Source organism: Cellvibrio sp., from assembly GCF_053579595.1.
Genome location: NZ_JBRFPI010000027.1, coordinates 1 through 21,199, shown reverse-complemented (window position 1 = coordinate 21,199; position 21,199 = coordinate 1). Strand labels below are relative to the sequence as shown.

19 protein-coding genes are annotated in these 21,199 nt (G+C 46.7%); 7 read left to right on the top strand and 12 right to left on the bottom strand.

From position 1 onward, the window contains the following. Both ACWA6V_RS03105 and xthA read left to right on the top strand, forming a co-directional pair. Positions 1-291 (top strand): carboxy terminal-processing peptidase (locus ACWA6V_RS03105; protein WP_449521131.1); only part of this gene is annotated, 291 nt, incomplete at its 5' end. Positions 292-374: 83 nt separating this feature from the next. Continuing rightward, on the top strand, positions 375-1,187 hold the full coding sequence (xthA, locus tag ACWA6V_RS03100) for an exodeoxyribonuclease III (protein ID WP_449521130.1): 813 nt from the start codon (positions 375-377) through the stop codon (positions 1,185-1,187). Positions 1,188-1,243: 56 nt separating this feature from the next. Here xthA and ACWA6V_RS03095 read toward each other — a convergent pair whose 3' ends face one another. Then, on the bottom strand, positions 1,244-2,185 hold the full coding sequence (locus ACWA6V_RS03095) for a LysR family transcriptional regulator (RefSeq protein ID WP_449521129.1): 942 nt from the start codon (positions 2,183-2,185) through the stop codon (positions 1,244-1,246). 142 nt (positions 2,186-2,327) lie between these two features. Here ACWA6V_RS03095 and ACWA6V_RS03090 point away from each other — a divergent pair, with 142 nt between their 5' ends. Together ACWA6V_RS03090 and ACWA6V_RS03085 are read left to right on the top strand one after the other, a co-directional pair. Continuing rightward, the gene (locus tag ACWA6V_RS03090) at positions 2,328-2,927 is read left to right on the top strand and encodes an FMN-dependent NADH-azoreductase (protein WP_449521128.1); all 600 of its coding nucleotides are present in this window, start codon (positions 2,328-2,330) and stop codon (positions 2,925-2,927) included. Positions 2,928-2,989: 62 nt separating this feature from the next. Continuing rightward, positions 2,990-3,841, top strand: a complete 852-nt coding sequence (locus ACWA6V_RS03085; RefSeq protein WP_449521127.1) for a pirin family protein — start codon at positions 2,990-2,992, stop codon at positions 3,839-3,841. A 27-nt stretch (positions 3,842-3,868) separates the two neighbouring features. Here ACWA6V_RS03085 and ACWA6V_RS03080 read toward each other — a convergent pair whose 3' ends face one another. The 7 genes from ACWA6V_RS03080 to ACWA6V_RS03050 all read right to left on the bottom strand — a co-directional run bounded on the left by ACWA6V_RS03080 (position 3,869) and on the right by ACWA6V_RS03050 (position 12,286). Beyond that, positions 3,869-4,168 carry a tryptophan 7-halogenase gene (locus ACWA6V_RS03080; protein ID WP_449521126.1) on the bottom strand — a complete coding sequence of 100 codons (300 nt, stop codon included), beginning with the start codon at positions 4,166-4,168 and terminating at the stop codon, positions 3,869-3,871. A gap of 52 nt (positions 4,169-4,220) precedes the next feature. Continuing rightward, a complete protein-coding gene (locus ACWA6V_RS03075; RefSeq protein WP_449521125.1) occupies positions 4,221-4,928 on the bottom strand; it encodes a DUF6445 family protein in 708 nt (235 codons plus the stop codon). 124 nt (positions 4,929-5,052) lie between these two features. Continuing rightward, on the bottom strand, positions 5,053-6,555 hold the full coding sequence (locus tag ACWA6V_RS03070) for a tryptophan halogenase family protein (protein ID WP_449521124.1): 1,503 nt from the start codon (positions 6,553-6,555) through the stop codon (positions 5,053-5,055). A 37-nt stretch (positions 6,556-6,592) separates the two neighbouring features. After that, positions 6,593-7,369 carry a SapC family protein gene (locus ACWA6V_RS03065; RefSeq protein ID WP_449521123.1) on the bottom strand — a complete coding sequence of 259 codons (777 nt, stop codon included), beginning with the start codon at positions 7,367-7,369 and terminating at the stop codon, positions 6,593-6,595. A gap of 39 nt (positions 7,370-7,408) precedes the next feature. Then, on the bottom strand, positions 7,409-10,531 hold the full coding sequence (locus ACWA6V_RS03060; protein ID WP_449521122.1) for a TonB-dependent receptor: 3,123 nt from the start codon (positions 10,529-10,531) through the stop codon (positions 7,409-7,411). Positions 10,532-10,921: 390 nt separating this feature from the next. Then, entirely contained in the window at positions 10,922-11,608 is a 687-nt protein-coding gene (gene ung, locus ACWA6V_RS03055) for a uracil-DNA glycosylase (RefSeq protein WP_449521121.1), read from the bottom strand. Between the two features lie 75 nt (positions 11,609-11,683). Then, positions 11,684-12,286 (bottom strand): peroxiredoxin C, encoded by a 603-nt coding sequence (locus ACWA6V_RS03050; RefSeq protein ID WP_449521120.1) that lies wholly within the window; start codon positions 12,284-12,286, stop codon positions 11,684-11,686. 374 nt (positions 12,287-12,660) lie between these two features. On the opposite strand from ACWA6V_RS03050, the gene ACWA6V_RS03045 reads away from it, so the two are divergent. Further along, positions 12,661-12,870 carry a bacterioferritin-associated ferredoxin gene (locus ACWA6V_RS03045; RefSeq protein WP_449521119.1) on the top strand — a complete coding sequence of 70 codons (210 nt, stop codon included), beginning with the start codon at positions 12,661-12,663 and terminating at the stop codon, positions 12,868-12,870. A gap of 154 nt (positions 12,871-13,024) precedes the next feature. Continuing rightward, a complete protein-coding gene (gene bfr / locus ACWA6V_RS03040; protein ID WP_449521118.1) occupies positions 13,025-13,501 on the top strand; it encodes a bacterioferritin in 477 nt (158 codons plus the stop codon). Between the two features lie 107 nt (positions 13,502-13,608). On the opposite strand, the gene ACWA6V_RS03035 is transcribed toward bfr, so the two are convergent. After that, on the bottom strand, positions 13,609-14,436 hold the full coding sequence (locus ACWA6V_RS03035) for a general secretion pathway protein GspB (protein ID WP_449521117.1): 828 nt from the start codon (positions 14,434-14,436) through the stop codon (positions 13,609-13,611). Positions 14,437-14,440: 4 nt separating this feature from the next. Continuing rightward, positions 14,441-16,153 carry an AAA family ATPase gene (locus ACWA6V_RS03030; RefSeq protein WP_449521116.1) on the bottom strand — a complete coding sequence of 571 codons (1,713 nt, stop codon included), beginning with the start codon at positions 16,151-16,153 and terminating at the stop codon, positions 14,441-14,443. A 272-nt stretch (positions 16,154-16,425) separates the two neighbouring features. Here ACWA6V_RS03030 and gcvP point away from each other — a divergent pair, with 272 nt between their 5' ends. Continuing rightward, positions 16,426-19,335 (top strand): aminomethyl-transferring glycine dehydrogenase, encoded by a 2,910-nt coding sequence (gene gcvP, locus ACWA6V_RS03025; RefSeq protein WP_449521115.1) that lies wholly within the window; start codon positions 16,426-16,428, stop codon positions 19,333-19,335. 61 nt (positions 19,336-19,396) lie between these two features. Here the strand turns inward: gcvP and ACWA6V_RS03020 are convergent, their stop codons facing one another. Both ACWA6V_RS03020 and ACWA6V_RS03015 read right to left on the bottom strand, forming a co-directional pair. Beyond that, entirely contained in the window at positions 19,397-19,735 is a 339-nt protein-coding gene (locus ACWA6V_RS03020; RefSeq protein WP_449521114.1) for a YqcC family protein, read from the bottom strand. Between the two features lie 4 nt (positions 19,736-19,739). Then, the coding region (locus ACWA6V_RS03015; protein ID WP_449521113.1) for a helicase C-terminal domain-containing protein at positions 19,740-21,199 on the bottom strand (1,460 nt) is incomplete at its 5' end.

The following is a 21,199-nucleotide window of genomic DNA, read 5'->3' as shown; positions in this document are numbered from 1 at the left end:
AAAAAAGAAGTATCGCTGCGCTTGAGCACGCGTCAGACAGAACAACAACAAATGGTAAAGCGTGCACTGGATATGGTAAACCAAAAGCGTATTGCCAAAGGTGAAAAACCGTATGCAGACTATGCGGCTCTAAAGAAAGCAAACGGTGGCGATGAAGACGAAGATGCACCACCAAAAGAGGCTGACAAAGAAATCATACCAAAAGACGACCCTTACCTGATGGAAGCGGGTCATGTGCTGGCAGACTTTATCAATCAACTAACTCCCGAGAAAAAAATCGCCAAACAATAGCTGTTTTACAACATCACAATTGTATTGACACACCAAACACCTGATCAGTAATGCTCAGGTGTTTTTTCATCACAGAGCCATTTATGAAAGCTATCTCATTCAACGTCAACAGCATCAGAACACGTTTGCATCAACTGGAAGCTGTGATTGAAAAACACAATCCGGATTTTATTGGACTGCAGGAAACCAAAGTAAATGACCCTGATTTTCCGCTGGACACTATTCAAGCCATGGGTTATCACGTCGAATATTTTGGCCAAAAAACTCACTACGGTGTGGCAATACTTTCCAAGTATCCTTTCAAAAAGGTCATCAAAGGCTTCCCTGGTGACGAGGAACTTGCACAGCGCCGGTTTATCGGTGGCGTGTTTGATACACCTATCGGAGAAGTCACACTGCTAAACGGTTATTTCCCCCAAGGTGAGAGCCGTGACCACGCCATAAAATTTCCTGCGAAGCGAAAATTTTATGCCGATTTAATCAACTTCCTAAAAAATGCCGAGCATGAGGGTAAGCAAATTATTCTGATGGGAGATATGAATATTTCACACCAGGATATTGATATTGGTATTGGCGAGGAAAACCGCAAGCGCTGGTTGCGCACTGGCAAGTGCAGCTTCCTACCTGAAGAACGCGAATGGCTTAATGAATTATTAGCATTGGGACTGAAAGACAGCTACCGCGAACACAATCCTGAGAGCAATGAGTTGTTCAGCTGGTTTGATTACCGCAGCGGCGGCTTTGAAGATAATCCCAAACGCGGACTGCGAATTGACTTGATTCTTATGACGCAAAACTTGCTAGACAAGTGCGCGGCTTCCGGAATTGATTATGATATTCGCGGTATGGAAAAACCTTCGGATCACTGCCCTATCTGGGCTGAGTTCAAGGTTTAAGTACCCGGTTGTTGCCCGCGATAGCAACTACTTCGCGGGCAACCCTGCGGGCACATTTAACTGCTGTATCCGCACATCTTAGGTAAATGCTCTTTTAAAATCTCAGCAAGTCGTCGCGTTGCTGGTCCTGCGAAATCGCGATCGGCAAAGGTGAGATAAGTCGTTACTTCACGCACCGAACCCACTTCAACCGGCAAGTACTTCAAGCGCCCCGCTTCAATATCCTCATGGGTGTAAGCATCGGGCAACCAGGCGTACCCCAATCCCAAACGGATCGCATCCAGTGATGTTTTAATGTGACTAACGGTCCAGCGCTGGTCCGCTTCCTGCCACCCCTCAGTGCGACGGCGATATTGGCCAGAGTCGCGTACAATAATTTGCCGGTGCTGGCGCATATCCTCATCGTTAATAGAGCGCCCCAATAACTGGAGCGGATGATCAGCACTGGACACACCGCGCATCACCACAGTCACCAACTTTTCGCCCATGAATCCCATGGGCACCCGCCCACCAATTGCCAGATCAACCTGACGCTGCAAGAGTGCATCCTCTGTTCCGCTCAATACCGACTCAAAGACCTCCACTCGAGTATCGGGAAAGTCCTTCGCAAAAATCGCCAAACACTGCAACACCCGCGCTGGCGGGATAATAATATCGGCGGCAATCTTCACCAGTGGCTCTACGTGTATCGAGAGGCATCCCGCTGATTTTTCCAGTCGCTCTGCCTGCTCCAGCAATTGTTTGGCGCGGCGATAAAGCAATTCGCCTGCCGGCGATGCAACTGCTTTGCGCCCCTGCAACTGAAACACTTTTACACCTAATGCTGTTTCTAACTGGGAGATAGCATAGGACACTGCCGATTGGCTTTTATTGAGCAACTCAGCAGCCTTGGCATAACCACCTGCATCAATTACCGCAAGCAGCGCCCGCCACTGCTCCAATGTCACCTTATTTTCAGTAATACCCACACTTGTTGGCGGAACGATTTCCTGACTCATAGCGATTTAATCCAGTGAGGACACAGATAACTGATCCAATTATTCGATCATATACCACCAAATATCGCTATTTATCATTCGCTCGTCAAATCATTTAATGGACACATGGCAATCAAGCCACCAAAACGATGAGGATTTAAACATGGCGACTCTTTTGCAAATCAATAGTAGTTTGTTTGGCGACAACGGTAACTCCAGCGTGCTGACCCAAGAGTTTGTGCAGCGCTGGAAAGCGCAAAACCCAACCGGCGATGTGGTAGTTCGCGATTTCGCCAAAGAAGATGTACCCCATTTGGATGCAGCGCGTGTGCAAGCATTGTTTAGCCCCGTAGAAGGCCGCACTGAAGCACAACAGGCGGTGTTGGACTACTCGGATAAAATCATTGCAGAAATAGAAGCAGCGGATGTGATCGTCATTGGTGTGCCCCTATATAACTTTGGCGTACCTTCTACGCTCAAGGCTTACTTCGATCATATCGCCCGCGCCGGTGTAACCTTTAAATACACAGAGACCGGCCCCGCTGGCTTACTCAACAACAAGCCCGTGTATATCATCGCAACCCGTGGTGGTGTTCACAAAGGCCAACCGAGCGATACGCAAAGCCAGTTTCTCACCAATTTTTTAAGCTTTGTCGGTTTGAAAGATGTGCACTTTATTTATGCGGAAGGCCTCAACATGGGCCAAAAAGACCAAGCGTTTGCCGCCGCCAAGACTGAGATTGAACAAGGTATTGCGGCTTAATCGGCCGCATTGTTAACAGCACGTATTTACCGGCAATAAATTTCACTACAGGAGTACATTTTATGCAACGCCAGTTACAGCAAATACTGCAAGGCCGCGAGACCAGCGACGGTGCTGGTGTACGCATAAAACGCAGCCTCGGCCAACATCCAAATGCGCGCTTTGACCCTTTTTTAATGCTCGATGAATTTGGCAGCAATAGTGCCGATGATTACATCGCCGGATTTCCTGCGCATCCTCATCGCGGTTTTGAAACAGTGACCTATATGCTCGAAGGCCATATGCTGCATGAAGACCATATGGGCAACAAAGGTCATCTGCGCAACGGTGATGTGCAGTGGATGACTGCCGGCCGCGGCATCATCCACTCCGAAATGCCCCAGCAGGAACATGGCACCATGCGCGGTTTTCAATTGTGGTTAAACTTACCTGCAGCCGAGAAGATGAAGCCTGCCAATTATCGCGATATTGCGGCAGCCGATATTCCAGTCGCCGATTTACCGCAGGGTGGCCGCATTAAAGTCATTGCGAACAGTGCATTTGTGAATGGGAAAATTGTCAGCGGACCTATCCAGGGCTTAACCACTGAAGCGATTTACTGGGATGTACATTTGCCAGAGCAGGTTGAATTTCATCATGCACTGCCAGAAGATCACAATACCTTCCTGTATGTGTATGAAGGCGATATTGCAATTGGAGAAGACAAACGCAAACTCACCAAAGGCAATGCCGGCTTACTTAGCAAAGGTGATCAACTGAGCATACAAGCCCTGAGTGCTGACACACGCTTTTTGGTGATTTCAGGCAAGCCTCTCAAAGAGCCTATAGTGCAATACGGTCCGTTTGTAATGAATACCACCGATGAAATTGAACAGGCAATTCAGGATTATCGTGCTGGTACACTTTCGTCTTAATAAACCGTAATTCACTACCACGCGCCATCAATTATTAAATTCAATGGATGTTGTGATTGTCAGGCGCCCAGTGATTTGGTTTGGACTAAAAGTTGTCCTCAAGAGTATTAAACGACGACGCACACTGGGTAACCAAATCCGCTCTGACGCGCCAATTTTTCTCAGCATTTCACGCATCGAAGGCCAGATGCCCTCGCCTACACCGATTGTATTAACATTAGACGATTCAATCAGTGTAATCTGAATACCTACTTCAGGATTATTTTTATATTCAGCGGCTAATATACCTACCGTAAGCCAACCAGCAGCTGCTCTGCCAATAATCACTATTTTCGTAACAAAATTACTTTTCGCGATTTTTCTTAAAATTTATTTTAAATTATTTGAACTCAAAGAACGACGTGAGTGTAAGACGCCCCGTAGCTGGACTGGGGTCAAAATTATAATCTTTACCAATTTTTCCCGAATGAAGGCTCGTCCCTCTATACATAAGCAACCGGTTAAATACCGCATCGAATGACGCCACTTCCTCAAACTGATCTGTAGATCCGTTAATATAACCTTGCGGGTAGTCACTTTCCGTAGGGTATCGTTGCTGTATATTTTCCATATAGTGCGAATAGCGCTGCTCATCCACATACTCAAAACCTGTTGGCGTATGACGATACAAAGCAGTTCCCATGCTTGGAATCGACTGCAGGTAATGCACAACAGCTAAACCTTTGCGCGACGGAGAATCGAAATGGGGAATTCGTTGCAATAAACCAAGATCTTCCGGACGAGTGGTCACTATTGAAAATTTGGAAACAGCGCTTTTGATTTGCCTTACCTCCAACTGAAAAAATTTCTCCATAAAGAAGCCAAGGGTTTTTACAATAGCAAAAGTATATTCCTGTGGAACCTGCATACGAACGCCCGGATAAAAAGAATCCGCGCGGGCAAAATCATTTTCGTTTACAGCACGCTGTTTTAAAGCTAATGCGCCTTTAAGGAAATCATCAACAACTAGAACTTCTTGTTGTTCATTTCCTACCCTGTAGCATTCAATGTTTGCATCTTCGCAAAGCTCATACACAATCGGCCCCATACAATTCTCTATGCTTTTCTTACGCCAGAAAGTAAAACGAATTAGTGTGCTGCTCTGCCGCGATTGAAATTACAGAGTCCCCACCTAGAAACACCTCACTCATCATTTATGCATCTGATGTTTATTAAACAGGCGCAACCGCCTTGCAGTATTGATTAATCAGTTGCTGATGACTAGGCATTGCCGATACTTTCTCGCTCACATTGTTTCTCAAATACCCCAAGAAACTTTTCAGTTCGGCTTCATCCATCACATCAGCAATAGGATGATATGCGCCAGGCATAATACCTTGCCCCATCATTACCTGAACCCAAGAATCATTTAAAAATAATTCTTTTTCTTCTAGTGCAATTGCTGCTGTATCTTTAAATAACTGCACTCGATGCGCCAAGGCCTCAGGTATCTCCATATTTTTGCAATAGCGCCAAAATTCTGTGTCATCCCTTTGGGTGGCATGATAATGCAAAATAACAAAATTACGTGCGCGATCTGTTTCTTCAGCTGATTGCTTATTAAACTCATCAACATTCGACATCACAATTTCATTTTGCGGGAAATATCTCATCAAGCGATAAATAGCGGACATTGCCAAATGGATAGAGGTAGACTCAAGCGGCTCGATAAAACTTGCCGTAAGCCCCACAGCGACACAGTTTTTATTCCATGCTTTCATCCGGCGGCCAGTGTTATATTTAATTACTCTCGGTTCTGTAACAGGTTTTCCTTCCAAATTTTTCATCAGCGTATCCAATGCTTCATCATCCGAAACGTGTCGACTGGAATAAACTATCCCATTACCCGCCCTGTGCTGGAGCGGAATACGCCACTGCCATCCAAAGTCGTGAGCTATTGATTGTGTATAAGGTCGAGGCGCGCGCACTAGTTCAGTTTGTAGTGCAATCGCAGAATCACAGGGAAGATAATGGCCATAGGGAACCCATGGTGTGTTTAAAGCACCGTCGATGAGCAGTGCTCTAAATCCGGTGCAATCCAAAAATAAATCGCCCTCTATCTCCCGCCCATCTTTCAATAATAAGGATTTAATAAATCCGTTTTCCGGGGAAACTATAACTTTTTCAATCAACCCCTCGACATGTTTGGCGCCATGCTTCATTGAAAAAGTTTTCAAAAAATCTGCATATAACGTTGCATCCAAATGATAGGCATAATTAACCCCATCATTTTCATCGCTGCATTTTTCTAAACGCGCAGCTTTAGACTCAGGGCAATAATCACCAAAGGGAACATCTATACCGTATTTTTTTCCTGCCAGCCAAAAATGTTGGAATTGGCATGCCCAGCAATCTTTTCCTGTAATCCCAAAAGAGTGAAAGTATTTATCCCCCTTTTTAGCCCAGTTGCTAAATTCGATACCTAATTTAAATGTTCCTTGAACATGCGCCATGAGCTCTCGCTCGTTAATGCCCAACAGTTTGTGGAATACTCGCAGTGTGGGAATAGTTGCCTCCCCCACACCAATTCGTCCAATTTCAGGCGACTCAACCAGAGTTACATCGAGGTTTTTTCCTAACACTTTGGCAATAGCTGCTGCAGCCAACCAACCTGAAGTGCCACCACCTGCAATAACAATTTTACGAATAGAATTCACTGTTGTATGTCCGGTCATTTCTCAGCTCATATTAATCAATGTGACGTATGCTAATTTATTTCATTCTTGCGTTTTTGATATCAATCAAACGTTGTATGTTATTCACAGAATCAGCAACATTATACGCAAGTGACAAGAAACCAGATTTATGTAACGCCACCACCGCGTCATTTTCCAATGCAATCAGGTTTTCAATATGCACTGTATAACCGGCATCAAATTTAATGGTAGTCCCATGACTTAAGTCAATTTCTATCATAACCCGCTCAAGAATATTGCACTTTAAAAAGGCTTCAATCATGGGTTCGAGCAGCTCGGAGCCCTTATGACGCACTGACAATGTATCTCTTATTTCATTTAGGGTGGAGGATGCACTGCCGTCAGTATTAAACAGAGCGGGCTCCACATTTTGCTGGATTCTAGAATCATTTAGGTCTGCATAAATAGCCAGCCTTTGCTCTGCTTCTTGTTGCTGGAGCCCTATCAGAAAAGGTCCCTGTCTCACCGCAAGTGGAATATAACGTGCATCCCAAGTTGCGTTCTCATTAAGGAAGAGATTTTCATGCTCTTCAAATCCTAGTAAGACTACAGGTAAAAAGCGGCCGGTCTCAGAATCTTTGCGAAATAAAATTGGGTATTCTCGTTGAGCCTTGGCAAATTCATTGGGCAGTATCATGACTGCGCCTACTTGGTGCCCGTATTCAGCACCGTATTTTTCTGCATAGCCAAGAGTTTTATGTTGTCCAAAGCTTAATGGTTGAAAATCTTTCATCGTATTGTCCGTTTTTCTTGTATGAACTAAAAATAAGCGACCTAAAAAAATGCCGCTCATAGAGCGGCACTTTTTCTTACTAACATCAACTATAAACCATTAGAAGTTATAACGCGCTGAAAGCGCGTAGCGAGCCTCTAATATGTCGATGTATCTTACTTGGTTCTCAGTGCGACCATAGGTTTTCTTATCTTCAGCCAACACGTTAGTGCCTTCAAATGATACGGTTAAATCATCAGTAACCTTGTAACCTACGTTAAAGTCAACTTGGCCATAATCATCTGTAAACTCCGGCTCACCACCACCAACGTTTGCGTTATTCAGGAACTTGTCGCGCCAGTTGTACGCAATACGTGCTTGCCATTGGTCGTTCTCGAAGATACCAATCAGGTTAGCTGAATCACTCAGACCAGTCAGCGCGAATTGAGTAGCAGAGCCTGGTTCTGCATAGAGGTCGTAGCTAATACTACCATTAACAACAGTGTAGTTAGCTTGAATACCGAAACCGCTATCACCGAAGAAGTGCTGACCTGCGAACTCCCAACCATTCAACACAGCGTCTTTAGAGTTTGTAGGCATAGAGGTGATATTTGTAACACCTGGGTCACCCGCTACAGCCACGATATCTACACCGTCCTTAAACTCCAGGTAATCAGCCTCAGTTTGCGTAGGAACGCCTCCGATACCACATAAATTAACTCCTGGGGCATTGACACAGCCATTAGCGGTACTGTTCATCCTGGCAACCATTTCGAACAGGGTTCGCTCATTGATTGGGATGCCGGCGGTTGTCAATGCAGCCGCAGCTGCGCGCGCACGCGGACCATTACTTGGATCCAATGTGCCAGCGTAAGTAACGTTACTCTCTTCTGTACCAATGAAGTTAGGTACACGCTTATCGAAGAAACCAATAGACACATAGTCGGTATCGTTGAAGTAATATTCAACCGAGAAATCTATGTTGTTAGATTCAATTGGCTTTAACTTAACGTTACCGTCGGTGCTAGTACCCAGCGAACCACCAGCCAACAGTGGGCCGCCTCTTGGTGCGTTACCGGCGGCGCCCATCTGTAGATCATTGTAACTTGCGCGAGAGATGGTTTTACTGCTGGATGCGCGTGCAATCAGGTCCTCACGAATATGGAAGGATAAATCCAAATTAGGCAACACATTAGTGTAATCGTATTTGCTAACAGTGTAAGGAAGCGCGCCGGCTGCACCAATAGCTTCATTATTGAAGTCTCTATCGGATGTCCAAGTGATCTTTCTTGGAGAAACACGTGAGTAAGACTCTACATCAGTGGTTTCATAACGAAGGCCCGCAGAGACATCCACCTGCATACCGCCCAAGTCGCCACTCAAGTTAGCTTCAACATAGGCGGCCTGGATATCCTCAACAATCTTGCGGTCAGTACTGTCAACCGGGTTAGCGGCGTAAGGAACTTTACCCGGCGAATCAGCAAACATTGCCTCAGCCACGGCATTAAAGTTAGTAACGCGCACACCGGTGATGTTTGATGTAGCTTTGTCACCGTTATTGCCTGCCCGAGCAAACAAATCTTTTGCCCCAGATGACAAGTTAGAGTTATATCCATCGAAATAATCGTTGAAGTTAATTAACTCAAATAAATCAGGGTCAATATCACCTGGCGCTGCGACGCTCCAGCCGCCTCTCATTGTGGCATTCCCAATGTCGGATTGCTTTTGAATCGATTCAGTTTGCAATGAACTCAGGCCAAAGTTAATAGAGCCTGAATCGGAGAACTCGTACTTACCAGAAACCCTGGCTTCTTCAACATCTTGCCATGCACGAGCATTTACCAATTGGCTGATAGTGGAGCCCACATCGCTCTTCTTGATGCTACCGTTTTGCACAACACTTGCAATGAGAGGTAGATCACCGCTCATATCCAAACCTTGAGCCAACAAGGTGTTTACGCCGATGCCCAGCGTAACGTTTGAGCCTGGTGCAGCAAAAGGGGTTGCGCTTGATTCAGCCTTGTGAACATCGAGCGCAAAGCTCAACTCATCAGTAGCTTGATAAGCCAGATTAAAACCCACGTCATCCAATTTGTTCTCAGCTGAACGTAGCGAGTTTTTCAACGCAATATCGCGAGGAGAACCATTTGGATTCGCCTGCCACACATAAAGCGGTGATTTGCTAATTGAGCTATCATCCCACTGCACGGCATTCGTTGGCCATGCACCATCAGAGAACCATAAAGAATAAATCGCCTGTTGCGATTGGGTTTTGGTTTTCACACTAAGCACATCAAGTGTTGCGGTAATGCTATCAGTAGGCTGGAACTGCAATGTCAACAAGGCGTTGTCGCGCTCTCGTGTTGTATCAGTGTGAAAGAAATTTGCTTCCTGAAGACGTGTAGCCAAATCACCTGTTCCAGGTACGTTTGGAGTAGCCTTTGTCGGCTCGTTAACGATAACAGCGCCCGGAGTGTAACCGCTGTTGAATATATCACCGCCGGAATAACGTTGTAACTTATCACCCCAACCGCTGTTAGCATAACCCGAGCGCCCGCTGTCACGCTCTTGGTGAGTAAGTGATAATGATGCACCAAACATCTCATCAGACCAGCTAACGAAGCCAGACAGCTCCGGAGTTACATCATCACCAATGTCGTTAGACTGGTCTGCTAACGCTTTTCCGCCGATTGACGCTTTAAAACCGTCGTAATCAAATGGTTTGGCGGTTGAAAGGTTCACCGTTGCACCAATACCACCTGTAGGAACACTTGCCTTACCGGTTTTATAAACTTGCACACCTGAAACAGATTCAGCGGCAATGTTGCTCATATCGAATGAACGGGTGCTATCAACGCCGCCACCTTCACCGATTGAAGCTGACGCCAATTGACGACCATTCAGGGTAACCAAGTTGTATGACGGACCAAATCCACGAGAAGTGAGCTTAGCGCCTTCACCATCAGTACGATCAATGGAGATACCGGTGATACGTTGTAACGATTCAGCCAAGTTTGAATCTGGCATTTTACCGATATCCTCTGAGGATATAGCATCAACAACGCCCGCTGAGTTACGTTTGACATCCACAGAACGAGTCAAAGAACCGCGAATACCGGTAACCATGACCTCTTCTACAGAATCATCTTGAGCGTAAGCCATACCACTAAAGCCGCCTGCCACAACTGCAGAGGCAATTGCGGTGGTCAGCACTTTTTTCTTAAAGCTTGTTGTTTTGTACATGGAGCTCTCCTTTATTATCGACAGGAATTATGTTTTTCCGGTACACATATGTTTGAACCGCTGCCTGGGCAGGCCTAGGTTCAAACATTTTCGCTTTCAGAATGAAGGCGAATTCTTTAGCGTTCTAATTATCTTTTTCTGGGCTTAACTCTAGAACGTATTTTCAAATATAAAAGTTATTGAACATCTTTTTACATATAAACAGTGTAAAAAGATTTTTTGGCAGATGAAGCTGCAAATGCATCGCCCCAAGTTGCGCACAAAACTACTACTATGTGACAGCGCTGTCAAATACTTGGGAGAGGTTTCACACATAAATTTAGGAAAGGAAAGCTACCGCGATCTTATAGTCAAAATGACACAAAAATCATCGAATATCATTGATATACACTAAAGTTGCCAATCTACCGGCAACTTGTTGTTGCGCTGCAGGTATTGATTAGCAGCAGAGAAGTGACCGCATCCGATAAACCCGCGATGCGCAGAGAGTGGTGATGGATGAGGAGCCCTAAGCACTAAATGCTTATGAGTATCGATAAAGGCGGCTTTCTTCTGTGCATAGCTACCCCACAGGAGAAAAACCACATCTTGGCACTTCTCATTGACCAACCGGATGACTTTATCAGTAAACGTTTCCCAGCCTTGCCCTTGGTGGGATCCTGCCCTAGCCTGCTCTACCGTCAGAGTTGTATTGAGCAAAAGAACGCCCTGATTGGCCCAAGCCTGAAGACAGCCATGGATCGGAATATTAAACCCCAGATCACGTCGCAGCTCTTTGAACATGTTCTGCAGCGATGGCGGTGGCTGGATGCCTGGTTGCACTGAAAAACATAATCCATGAGCCTGACCGGCGCCGTGGTAGGGATCTTGCCCCAAAATCACAACTTTTACCTGCTCAAGTGGCGTGGAGTTAAACGCGTTAAAGATATTTTTAGATTCGGGGTATATTATTTTTCCCGCTTGCTTTTGCAGCAATAAGAATTGCTTCAACTGCTGCATGTACGGCTGCTCAAACTCTCCGGCAAGATGCTCAAGCCAGCTCGAATGAAGATCGATTTTCTTGTCACGTGCCGCCATTATTTTCCACCTAGTAAAGAAAAAGCCCAGCTAAAGAGCTGGGCTTTTTACAAGAATTACAATTAAAAGTAAAACTTAGAGCTTTGCAGCATGTTCTGCCAAGTATTTGGCAACGCCAGCTGGCGAGGCGTCCATACCTGCATCACCTTCTTTCCAGCCAGCAGGGCACACTTCGCCGTGTTGCTCGTGGAAAATTAAGGCATCAACAGTACGGATAGTATCGTCAATATTACGGCCGATTGGCAGGTCGTTAACGATTTGTGAACGCACAACACCTGCTTCGTCGATGATGAAGGTGCCACGGAAAGCAACACCGTCAGCTGATTCCACATCATATGCCTTGGCAATTGAGTGAGTGATGTCAGCAACCAGAGTGTAACGAACCGGGCCGATGCCACCGTCATTCACTGGGGTGTTGCGCCATGCGTTGTGGGTGAATTGAGAGTCGATAGAAACACCAATCACTTCTACATTGCGCTTTTTGAACTCTTCTACGCGATGATCAAATGCCAACAGCTCTGATGGACATACAAAGGTGAAGTCCAATGGATAAAAGAACACAACTGCTTTTTTACCTTTGGTCGCCGCCGCGAAGTTGTAACCGTCCACGATTTCGCCATTAGCCAATACGGCTGCCGCAGTGAAATCCGGTGCTTTTTTACCTACTAATACGCCCATAACAATGCTCCTGATAATTGATAGGTTAACTGGTGAGACAAATACCCGCTTCAGCGGCCACGAGCTTATTCGATTTGTATGAATAATTTATGGCCAGTTATTGATCGGCTGATATTTATCGATAGTGCGTCGCTATCATACACAGGCATGAGAGGGTGTCATATTGATTTTGTATATGGTACCGCCAAAACTGCGGCTATGAAGAATTTGCTGGCACAATATTCATCAACCAATGTCTCAGTTATAAGTGAGAATCTAAATTCCTGCCAAACGAGATAATTTCCCATAATTTATTGACACAAATTCTCATTAGCATTAGAGTTTATTTGTACGCGATTTGATCGCACCTTAAGTAACAATCCCGGAAAAGTTCTATGTACGTCTGCATTTGCAAAGGTATTACTGATCGCCAAATAAAAGCAGCGATAGATGATGGCGCCAACTCGCTAGGACAATTGCGTAAAGCCTTGGGCGTTGCCAGCCAGTGCGGTAAATGTTCGGTAATGACACGCGAATTACTTGATGAAGCACTAAACGACACCCCAACGATTAATGGTTTCCCGCAGTTCTATGTGGTTGCCTAAACCATTGCATGAAAGTAAGCAGAATCTAAATCATTACCATTTTTAGTATATTTTCCTTTCCCATCAGATACTTAGCAAGCTCACACGCTTGACATAGCTGCCTTCGGCGACCAGACTCCCCTACTTGTTTTATCGCATCATTAAGGAGAACTCCATGAAAGGCGATCCGAAAGTCATAGCCGTATTAAACAAAGTACTAGGTAATGAATTGGTTGCAATCAACCAGTATTTCCTGCACTCGCGCATGTACAAAGATTGGGGGCTCAAAGAACTGGCCGACCACGAGTACCACGAATCCATTGATGAAATGAAGCACGCCGATGCCTTGGTTGAGCGCATCCTGTTTCTTGAGGGTCTACCCAACTTACAAGACTTGGGCAAATTACACATTGGTGAAGACACCCTGGAAATGCTCAAGTCCGATTTAAAACTTGAACTAAAAGCGATTCCCGATTTGCGCGATGGCATTATTGTCTGCGAAGGTGTACGCGACTTTGTCAGCCGCGATTTACTAAAAAGTATTCTTGAATCTGAAGAAGAACATGTGGATTGGCTGGAGACACAACTCTCGCTGATCGATAAAGTCGGTATCCAAAATTACTTGCAAACTAAGATGGCTTCCCAGTCATAAATAATTTTGTATCAAAAAATAAAAAGGAGCTGCGTGCTCCTTTTTTATTGCTCCTGATTTATTGCACCTAGTTTATTGCCATTTATTCATGGCACAAGATGATCAAATTACATATTGATCCAACCATTGAGCGCGCGCAGCTTAAACACTGCATTACCGTGTTTTAGGATTACACCATCCACGAAAATTTCCTGCACAATAAACTGCCCTGTGCCGATAATATTGCCCACGCCCGACGTCTGGTTATTGATCACGACGCTGCTAACACCATTGGCGAGGTAGTTGTGCCGTGCATAGGAAATAGTGGGAATCTGCTGCCGCATATTCCAGGGCAACGCATTAAAATCAGGAATATTTTTGATGCTATCAAAGGTGCGCGGTGGCGCCTGTTCCTGAAGTGATGCAGTTGCAACAGTCTCATCACCTGCAGGGTTAAAAGGATCAACAATCGTTTCCGAGGCTGCCGTCGTTGCCGCCTCCGCGGCATAAAGCTCGTTGACACCAGCATCAGTTGCCACAGCGGGCTCGGTATCTTTTGCAGCATAGAGTTGCTTAACATCGGCATTCGGAGTTGCAACTTCAGGAGCCGTTTCTACAACAGGAATTGCAGTTGTGGCAGATGCAGTAGCTGGTTCAGCAGACGGTGCTGTTTGAACAACAACAGGATTGGTGGATACGACTGCAGGGGATTGTTGCGAAGGAGCAGAATTTGTTGTCGCTAATTGTGCTACTGGCTTCTGACGCAGCAGTACAACCAGCGTAATAATCATCGCAATCAACACCAGAGCCACACCCATTGCCAACCACAAGGTTTGACGCGTATTTGGGGCAGTATTAAATTCCTGCGGACGATGCAGGGTATTAAGATCCGGCACTGCGTTTTGATTTTTGCGCTCGTGTTCTGCGCGATTCAGGGCATCCAATATTAATGACATACCACTACAGCCCTTGTGTTTCTGCAGGAGCAATTAATTTTTGCTCATCCAATTCTACCAGAGGTTTATCTACCCCTAGCTCTTCATTTAATCGACGCAGTGTCTGAGCATTGATGACACCATCAGGAAGAATATTGTGCGTCGATTGAAAAAGTTCTACACGTTTTTGTAACCGTTCAGTAAAAAACTGGCGCGTCAGCGGTGCCGGCTGCTGATCAATACTTGCAAACTGTTCCGCCACCCAAGTCACCAGATCGCTTTTATCGCCCATCTGCAAACTACCTTCAAAACCCTTTGGCCGCGACCAAACATACAACAAATCACCATTCCACACATTGGCAATCTCATTCCATGGCACAATTTTTTGCGCTTCATTTGCCATCAACAGTGCATGGTTTTCACTCAAGCCAATCATCAAAGCGTAAACCCATTTTTTATCCGGGGTCGCAAGCGTTATCAACCCGGGGCGATTGATGTCTTTTAATTCATCCCAGGAGTTGATGTGGATTTTTTCGCACACATATTCTGCTTCGGTAACGACCAAACATGGATTTTTTTTATCGCCTGCGGTAATTCCCACATGGCTAAACAACGCCAATTGCGCTGCAACCAAATCCCGGGTAGCCATAGCAAACACTGCTGGTGTTGGCGATGATTTTGGTTGGCTGCGCAATTCGCTCAGCGAGCCGGAAGCCAACTGCCGCGCTGCACTTGATTGAGCAACCGCAGACGAGCTTTGTGCTAAAAGCTGACTGCTTGCTGTCTGTGCAATTGCAGGTGCAACCGGCAGGGGCGCTTCGTCCGGAACCAGAAACCAAACCGCCACCATAATACCGATCAACGCCACCACAAATAACGCATGCCATGATGTGCGAGTCGTCGCCAGTTTTTCTTCTTCCAGCGTAGTAGTACCGGCAACTTCTTTCACGGCTGCTGCAAAAATCTGCTTATCGATGTGGTGATGATTTTGTGCATAGGCCCCCAGCAGCAATCGCTCACTGATCACATTAATCAAACGCGGAACACCACCGCTGAATGCGTGGATTTTTTTCAGCATCGCATCGTTAAATGGTCGTTGGTGATCTGGTAAGCCAGCAATTTTTAAGCGATGGGCGATATAGGCTTTGGTTTCCGGGAGGCTTAAGGCTTCAAGATGAAAACGTGCAGTAATTCGCTGGGATAATTGCCGCAGTGTCGGGCGCGCCAATAATTTTTTTAATTCTGGCTGGCCAACCAACATAATCTGCAATAATTTTTCAGTGGTCGTTTCAAGATTGGTCAGCAACCGGATTTGCTCCAGCACCGGCACTTTTAATAATTGCGCTTCATCGATTAATAAAACCGTTTTGCGCCCTTTGCGATGGTTATACAGCAGGAATTGGTTGAGCGCATCGGTCAAATTTTTCACCGTCAACTCATCGGCGATATAACCTACACCCAACTCATCGCAAATTGTTGAGAGCAATTCCGGCGCGCTACCCATCGGGTTGAGGATGATCGCCATATCGGTGTTAGGCGGCAACTGTTCCAGCAAGCAGCGAATGATAGTCGTCTTCCCCGTCCCCACCTCGCCAGTGAGCATCACAAAACCGCCGTTCTGGATGCCATATAAAAGATGCGCCAAGGCCTCCCGATGCTGCTCACTCATAAAGAGGTAGCGCGGGTTCACAGCGATGGAAAAGGCGGGTTCTTTGAGCCCGAAAAAATCGTGATACATAGGCCTATTGATACAAAGTTATTATGGGTGCCGCATTAGAGCGGAGCTGAATCATAGCAGGCCTAAGATTCGGCTGTTACCTTCTTGTTCCCTTAAAGCCCTTGGAAAGTGGAGAGCAGCAACAAAAACAGTCCCCCAAACCGCTATTAGGTCACAGCTCGATTGCCCGAAAAGCACCAAATTGATACCATTGCCGCCTTTTTAAGCAGGCACCCTCCAGCCTCACCCCTCTCCCTTCTTTATTGTTTGATTTCCTTACACAGAGAGTTTCTATGTCAGTTGATTTTCGTTCAGCTCCGCTATCCGCTTTGGCCAATCACGACGAGTTTGTACAACGTCACATCGGCCCGGATGCCCAACAAACTGCCGCTATGCTGGCAACCCTGGGCGTCAGCTCAGTCAAGGAGCTGATCGACAAAACCGTACCGGACAATATCCGCCTGAAAAACGAACTGAATCTGGGCGATGCCGTGACCGAAGCTGATGCCTTAGCGCAACTAAAGGCTATCGCCAGCAAAAACAAGATCTTCAAGAACTACATAGGAATGGGCTATCACGATACCCATGTGCCGCTCGTGGTTCTGCGCAACGTATTGGAAAATCCAGGTTGGTACACAGCTTACACCCCCTACCAGCCAGAAATTGCCCAAGGTCGTTTGGAAGCCTTGCTCAACTACCAGCAAATGATCATCGACCTGACCGGGATGGAAATGGCCAACGCCTCGGTGTTGGACGAAGGTACCGCTGCCGCCGAAGCCATGGCGATGTGTAAACGCCAAAACAAAAAAAGCCGCTCCGACGTGTTTTTTGTGGATGCCGACACCCACCCGCAAACCATCGCTGTAGTTAAAACCCGCGCCGAACATTTTGGCTTTGAAGTCTTTGTTGCCAAGGCAGATGAACTGGCCAATGGTGACTACTTCGGTGCCCTGCTCTCCTACCCCGGCTCCAGCGGTCAGGTGCGCGATTTAACCGCATTGATTGAAACCGCCCACAATAACAATGCATTGGTGACGGTGGCATCGGATTTGATGGCGCTCATGCTGCTCAAATCACCCGGCGCCATGGGCGCAGACGTCGTCGTCGGCACCAGCCAACGCTTCGGTGTACCCATGGGCTTTGGCGGTCCACACGCCGGTTTCTTTGCCTTCCGCGACGCCTACAAACGCTCTGCTCCCGGCCGTATCATTGGTGTTTCTATTGATACGCGCGGTAAACAAGCATTGCGCATGGCGATGCAAACCCGCGAGCAACATATCCGCCGCGAAAAAGCCAACTCCAACATTTGCACGTCGCAAGTATTGTTGGCAGTGATGAGTGTGTTCTACGCGATTTATCACGGCCCCGATGGTTTAAAGCGTATCGCCAACCGCATTCACCGCTTGACCGCGATTGCCGCCGCGGCATTAAAAGCCAAAGGTTTTGGCATTACCAACGGCCAGTTCTTCGACACTATCACCGTCAACGTTGGTGACAACCAAAAAGCAATTTACCAAGTCGCATTAGGCGCTGAAATTAATTTGCGTTTAGTAGGTAGCGACTCGTTGGGTATCAGCCTGAATGAAACGACGTCTGCTGCCGACCTGGAAGCTTTACTCGCTGTGTTTGGCGTAACCGGAATTGAACTGACGTCATTCGACGAACAAGTGCTCGCTGGAAAAAATATTACCGCCAACAACGCAATCCCCGCCGATTTGGTGCGCAGCGAGGCGGTTTTGTCGCATCCGATATTCAATACCTATCACAGCGAAACTGAAATGCTGCGCTATTTAAAGCGCCTGGAATCAAGAGATATCGCGCTTAATAACGCGATGATTCCACTCGGCTCCTGCACCATGAAATTAAATGCAACTGCCGAAATGATTCCCGTCACCTGGCCGGAATTTGGCAAGTTGCACCCCTTCGCACCCATCGATCAAGCCGAAGGTTACAAAGCATTATTTGAAGAACTGCAAGAAATGCTCAAAGCCTGTACTGGCTACGATGCTATCAGCTTGCAACCCAACGCCGGTTCACAAGGTGAATACGCAGGCCTCGTGGCGATCAAAAAATATTTTGAAAGCAAAGGCGAAACCCAGCGCGATATTTGTTTGATTCCTGCATCCGCTCACGGCACCAATCCCGCGTCAGCGCAAATGGTGAGCTATAAAGTAGTAGTGGTTGCCTGCGATAACAAAGGCAATGTCGATCTAGCGGACCTCGCTGAGAAAATCGCCACTTACAATAATCAAATCGCCTGCATCATGGTGACCTACCCATCCACGCACGGCGTGTTTGAAGAAGGTATTACCCAACTGTGCGATATGGTGCATGCAGTCGGCGGCCAGGTATATATCGACGGTGCTAACATGAACGCACTTGTAGGCGTTGCTGCACCCGGTAAATTCGGCGGCGATGTATCGCATTTGAATTTGCATAAAACTTTCTGCATTCCTCACGGCGGCGGCGGCCCGGGTATGGGGCCAATCGGTGTGGGCAAACATTTGGAGCCCTTCCTCGCTGCGCATCCGGTGCAAGCAGTTCCGGGCACCGATGTAAATAACGGCACTATTTCTGCTGCTCCTTGGGGCTCAGCGAGTATTCTTCCGATCAGCTGGATGTATATCAAAATGATGGGCGCAATTGGTATGCGCCAAGCGACTGAATTTGCGATGCTGAATGCAAACTATGTAGCGAAAAAATTGGAAGCCGCTTATCCGATTTTGTACAGAGGCACTAACGGTTTTGTTGCGCACGAATGCTTATTGGATTTGCGCCCATTAAAAGAAGCCAGTGGCATCAGCGAAGAAGATATCGCCAAACGTTTGATGGATTTTGGTTTCCACGCCCCAACCATGTCGTTCCCGGTTGCGGGTACATTGATGATCGAACCGACTGAATCCGAATCCAAAATCGAATTGGATAAATTCATTGAGGCAATGCTGATTATTCGTAACGAGATCGAGCAAGTGATCAAAGGTGAAATTTCCGCAGAAGCCAGCGCGCTACACAATGCTCCGCATACCCAAGACGATATATTGGAAGAAAATTGGACACGCGCTTACTCGCGTGAAGTGGCAGGCCGCCCTGCTCCCTGGTTGAAAAGCCACAAGGTATGGCCAACGGTAAACCGCATCGACAACGTCTATGGAGATCGCAACTTGGTGTGCTCATGCCCGAGTATTGCAAGTTACATCGAGTAGTTTTTTTATGTAGGGAGCAAGGGCGCGATTTATTGCGCCCTTGCTATTTTTAGCGTCCTTTTTATCTACTTTGCCCGCTCACGGTTAATAACGCATCCATTTTTTTCAAATGCACAATTAACGGCAATGAAGGAAGGCTGAGCACAGAAAAATACTGCTCAGCCATTGGAGCTATGCCGCAATTTCCCGGCAAGTGCATTTGCTGTTCGATTATATAATACATGCGCGGCAGAAAAATAAATTGTAACCACTGCGGAAAGGTCATGGTGTCTATGGCAAAGGGCTGCTCGCTCATCAAGGCTTCGTCAGAAATCATTTCATCATCCCAGAGCTGCAATTCGCGCAACTCTTTTTCGATATCGATTAAGACTTCAGCAACGGCGACGTGGATATTGTTCATATTGTTATTTATGGATGATTTGGGTAAACGGCGGCAGCGAATTTAAAATCGCTTTGCCGTAACGTTTGGTAATAATCCGGCGATCTAGCAAACTGATTTTCCCCGTATCGGTTTCAGTGCGCAGCAAACGGCCGCAGGCCTGGATTAATTTCAGCGACGCATCGGGCACTGTTATTTCCATAAAAGCATTGCCGCCACGCGCTTCAATCCATTCCGATAGCGCCGCCTCAATCGGGTCATCCGGCACGGCAAAAGGCAATTTGGCAATAATCACGTGCGTGCAATATTTGCCGGGCAAATCCACGCCCTCCGCAAAGCTTGCCAAACCAAACAACACACTGCCCTGCCCGTCATCAATCCGCTTCTTGTGTTGCACCAACATTTCCTGCTTGGAATTATCGCCCTGCAATAAAATAATTTCGCGCAATTCTTCCGGCATATCTTCAAATACATCGAGCATTTGTTTGCGCGATGAAAACAGCACCAGCGTACCCGCATCCTGATCAATTAAATTCGGCAAGTCATCGATAATCGCGAGGGTATGTACATCGGCATTGGTTGCTTCGACGGTTGCAGCGGGAATTTCCAAGGTTGCCTGTTGGAAATTAAACGGGCTGGGCACTACTTGATAGTGCGCGTCATTGGGTGTGCCTGCACGCATTTGAAAACGGTGAAAATTTCCCAGCGCGGTTAAGGTCGCAGAAGTAATTACTACACCGCAGGCTTTTTCCCACAAGCTGTATTCAAGCGTTTTGGCAGCGACTATAGGGCTGGAGCAGACTTCCAGATCCATATTGCCGCTGCTATCGACAGGCGTTAACCAACGTGCTTTAGGTACGGATGTTGCTGTATCCGGTGTAGCAAAACTCGCCCACAAATCGCGGTTGGCGTCGGCGCGCGCTTGCCAGGCACCGAGAATGGGATAGTGGTTTTCCAAATCAATTTTTGGCACCGGGCAATGCGCATCTTCCATTGCCTGATTTAATTCATCGCACATTTTTTTGAGCAGTTCACTCAAACGATCAAAACCTTTATATAACTCCACGCAGGGAATTAATAAATCCTGCGGCACCACACCATTATTAAAACGATAATGGGATTGGCGATCATCAAACGCGATTGACTGGGCAAGCTGCTCAAAGATGGGATACAACTGATCAAGCCGCTGCTTGCAATCAATCAATGCAGCAGGAAGTTGCTCACCGTAGCGATCAACATTACCGGCACCGCTGATAACACCCAGCATCGCTCCTAAAGCCTTATTGCACTGATCCAACCATTTGCTGGTGGAGATCATGCGGCTGTGATGCGCAAAGTGATTGAGCGCTTTTTGTGGAAGATGATGGCCTTCATCGAAGACATAAATCGTATCCTCCGGTGCGGGCAAAATCGCACCACCGCCGAGCGCTAAATCGGCGAGCACCAAATCGTGATTGGTAACGATGCAATCGACCGAATGCATAG

What these genes read in the sequence shown, in the direction of transcription:
- xthA (WP_449521130.1), top strand. Translation starts at nt 375, where the DNA reads ATGAAAGCTATCTCATTCAACGTCAACAGCATCAGAACACGTTTGCAT.
- ACWA6V_RS03095 (WP_449521129.1), bottom strand. Translation starts at nt 2,185, where the DNA reads ATGAGTCAGGAAATCGTTCCGCCAACAAGTGTGGGTATTACTGAAAAT.
- ACWA6V_RS03090 (WP_449521128.1), top strand. Translation starts at nt 2,328, where the DNA reads ATGGCGACTCTTTTGCAAATCAATAGTAGTTTGTTTGGCGACAACGGT.
- ACWA6V_RS03085 (WP_449521127.1), top strand. Translation starts at nt 2,990, where the DNA reads ATGCAACGCCAGTTACAGCAAATACTGCAAGGCCGCGAGACCAGCGAC.
- ACWA6V_RS03075 (WP_449521125.1), bottom strand. Translation starts at nt 4,928, where the DNA reads ATGGGGCCGATTGTGTATGAGCTTTGCGAAGATGCAAACATTGAATGC.
- ACWA6V_RS03070 (WP_449521124.1), bottom strand. Translation starts at nt 6,555, where the DNA reads ATGACCGGACATACAACAGTGAATTCTATTCGTAAAATTGTTATTGCA.
- ACWA6V_RS03065 (WP_449521123.1), bottom strand. Translation starts at nt 7,369, where the DNA reads ATGAGCGGCATTTTTTTAGGTCGCTTATTTTTAGTTCATACAAGAAAA.
- ACWA6V_RS03060 (WP_449521122.1), bottom strand. Translation starts at nt 10,531, where the DNA reads ATGTACAAAACAACAAGCTTTAAGAAAAAAGTGCTGACCACCGCAATT.
- ung (WP_449521121.1), bottom strand. Translation starts at nt 11,608, where the DNA reads ATGGCGGCACGTGACAAGAAAATCGATCTTCATTCGAGCTGGCTTGAG.
- ACWA6V_RS03050 (WP_449521120.1), bottom strand. Translation starts at nt 12,286, where the DNA reads ATGGGCGTATTAGTAGGTAAAAAAGCACCGGATTTCACTGCGGCAGCC.
- ACWA6V_RS03045 (WP_449521119.1), top strand. Translation starts at nt 12,661, where the DNA reads ATGTACGTCTGCATTTGCAAAGGTATTACTGATCGCCAAATAAAAGCA.
- bfr (WP_449521118.1), top strand. Translation starts at nt 13,025, where the DNA reads ATGAAAGGCGATCCGAAAGTCATAGCCGTATTAAACAAAGTACTAGGT.
- ACWA6V_RS03035 (WP_449521117.1), bottom strand. Translation starts at nt 14,436, where the DNA reads ATGTCATTAATATTGGATGCCCTGAATCGCGCAGAACACGAGCGCAAA.
- ACWA6V_RS03030 (WP_449521116.1), bottom strand. Translation starts at nt 16,153, where the DNA reads ATGTATCACGATTTTTTCGGGCTCAAAGAACCCGCCTTTTCCATCGCT.
- gcvP (WP_449521115.1), top strand. Translation starts at nt 16,426, where the DNA reads ATGTCAGTTGATTTTCGTTCAGCTCCGCTATCCGCTTTGGCCAATCAC.
- ACWA6V_RS03020 (WP_449521114.1), bottom strand. Translation starts at nt 19,735, where the DNA reads ATGAACAATATCCACGTCGCCGTTGCTGAAGTCTTAATCGATATCGAA.